Source organism: Aerococcus sp. L_32, assembly GCF_050689315.1.
This window is the reverse complement of the sequence record NZ_JBOEQF010000431.1, coordinates 1-1,614: the sequence shown is the minus strand read 5'-3', so window position 1 is coordinate 1,614 and position 1,614 is coordinate 1. Positions and strand designations below refer to the sequence as shown.

Genomic DNA, 1,614 nt, shown 5'->3' with positions numbered 1-1,614 from the left:
AGCCTTTACAGCGCAACAAGGTTTTATCCAATCTAATCTTGGTATTGATTACCTGATCAACCAGGATAGGGTTGCAGCTAAAGACATTATTCAAGTCATCGATTACCCGTCAGCAACCTTTGTGGAGCCTTTTTACCATAACCGTATGCACCTTATTAAAGTGCGGATTATGGAGAAGTCACGGATCGTCAACCAGTATATTCGAGACATTCGTCGTAATATTCCAGAAGTGATTGTGGTGGCAGTTGAACGTAACGGGGAGACCCTTATTCCAGACGGAAATTCAATCTTGTTACCAGGGGACTTTGTGGAGATTTTCGCCAAACGTGAAGCTTTACAGGACTTTTTCGTTGCTGCTGGCCATAAGAAAGTAAAACGATATAGATCCGCCTTAATCGTTGGGGGAAGCCGGATTAACCACTATCTGATTCCACTCCTACATGCTAGGGGGATTCATACCCGTTTGATCGAGCTAGATAAGAACCGGGCTTCTGAATTGGCCAACCAATTTACTAATACAGAAGTCATCTATGATGATGGAACTGACCAGTATGTCTTAAATGAACAACGAGTAGAAAATTTTGACCTCTTGCTGACTTTAACCAACTCAGACGAAGAGAACCTGATGGTGTCTTTATACGGGAAAAATGCCGGCGTTCGCAAAACCATTACCAAGGTGAACCGACCAGGCTTAATCCGCTTGATTGATGATAGTAAACTAGACGTGATTTTATCTCCTAGAAAGGCTATTGTAGACGCGGTAACCCGTCATGTTAGCTCAATTGCCTCTAGTCAATCCGACAAATTACAAAACTATGCCCGTTTATCAGACAATAAAACAGCCGTCCTAGAATTTGTCTTGAGCCCAGATTGTAAAATTCTTGCCACACCGATCAAAGATATGACTTTTAGACCAGGTTTGATGATTGGTTTAATCGTCCGCAACAAGGAAATGATCATTCCAAGTGGGGACGATGCCTTTATTCCTGGTGACCATGTCCTAGTTATCGATACCGAAGATCAAATTCGGAACTTTAATGACATCGTGGTGAAGAAGAAAAGGAGAGATGGCGAATGAATTGGTCCTACATCCAATATTTAATTGGCCGGCTACTCATGGTCTTGTCGCTACTGATGCTGCCATCATTATTAGTAGCTGTTATCTACCAAAACGAAGTCAAGGTTATCTTAGCCTTTGTCATGTCCATGATAATTACCTTTATTGTCGGTAAGGTCATGTCCTTTAGACAACCAGAGAAAGACGTATTCTTTGCCCGAGAAGGTTTCGTTTTAGTCTCCTTATCCTGGTTTTTGATTTCCATTTTTGGGGCCTTACCATTCTATTTGTCAGGCGCTGTCACTTCCTACGTCGACGCCTTATTTGAAGCGGTATCCGGTTTTACCACTACTGGGGCTAGCGTTCTAGTCGACACACTTGACGTATTACCTGAGTCCTTGATGTTCTGGCGGTCTTTTACCTTACTGGTAGGGGGTATGGGGATATTGATCTTCCTCCTTTATATCGTCCCAAATATGGGGGCAAAAGGGGTATACGTCATGCGAGCGGAGTTACCAGGACCAACGACAGGTAAGCTTGAATCTAGGGTCTCTTCT

Annotated in this window: 2 protein-coding genes; both read left to right on the top strand. The window is 43.1% G+C overall.

Annotated features, from left to right (window positions below; translation table 11 throughout):
• Nucleotides 1-1,078: TrkA C-terminal domain-containing protein (locus tag ACRCJ0_RS13660; RefSeq protein ID WP_431390776.1), on the top strand; the 1,078-nt coding region annotated here is incomplete at its 5' end.
• A partial coding sequence (locus ACRCJ0_RS13655) for a potassium transporter TrkG (RefSeq protein ID WP_431390775.1) occupies nt 1,075-1,614 on the top strand: 540 nt, incomplete at its 3' end. The genes ACRCJ0_RS13660 and ACRCJ0_RS13655, both read left to right, overlap by 4 nt.